Here is a 715-nt window from a genome sequence, read left to right as displayed (position 1 = left end):
CTTTGCCACTTTTGGCGTGCGGCTGATCGGCCCCCGCCCCCAGAACCTGACGGCGCGTGGGGCGACGGTGGGCAACGCCTCGGGGCGGGCTATCCAGCTGAGCTGGTCTCCCTACAGCTGTAGCCCGGTGGGCGGCAGTGATCAGGCACCAGCCCAGATGATCATCTACCGCAAGGAGGGCTGCGACAATCGCCCAACCCCACCCTGTTTTACGGGCATCTTGCCTGGCTATACCCGTATTGGGAATGTACCGCTGACGACTTCGACCTTTACTGATACGACGGGTCTTCGCCGGGGCGTCTCGTACAGCTACCGCATCGTGGCCCAATACCCCCTGCCCGTGGGTGGGCAGAGTGTCCAATCTCAGGAAGTGTGTCTGGCCTTACCCTTGCTGGCTCCGGTGCTGACCAATGTCACCGTAGACAGCACGGGGCCGGCCACCGGCCTGGGTCGGGGGGTGATCACCGTGCGCTGGACCAGACCTCTGGGGCTGAATCCCGCCGACGGGGGCGGGCCCTTCCAGTACCGGCTGTTCCGCTCGCTGGGGCTGACGGGCACGACCTTCACCCAGATCACAGCCATCACCACCAGCCTGCAAGCCGTGGCCGACACCGTCTTTGTGGACCGTGGGCTGGATACCCAGGGGCAGGGCTACACCTACCGGCTGGAGTTCTACGTCACCAACGCGTCGGGCCAACTGGTGCGTCAGGATGCT

The 715-nt window shown here is 65.0% G+C and carries 1 pseudogene; it reads left to right on the top strand.

Features of this window, described 5'->3' with window-relative positions:
• Positions 1-715 (top strand): annotated as a pseudogene (locus J2I46_RS32645) (gliding motility-associated C-terminal domain-containing protein); the annotation flags it as partial.

The sequence above is a fragment of the Fibrella forsythiae genome (assembly GCF_017353175.1).
GTDB classification, from domain to species: Bacteria; Bacteroidota; Bacteroidia; order Cytophagales; family Spirosomataceae; genus Fibrella; species Fibrella forsythiae.
This window is presented reverse-complemented; position numbering and strand designations above follow the sequence as displayed.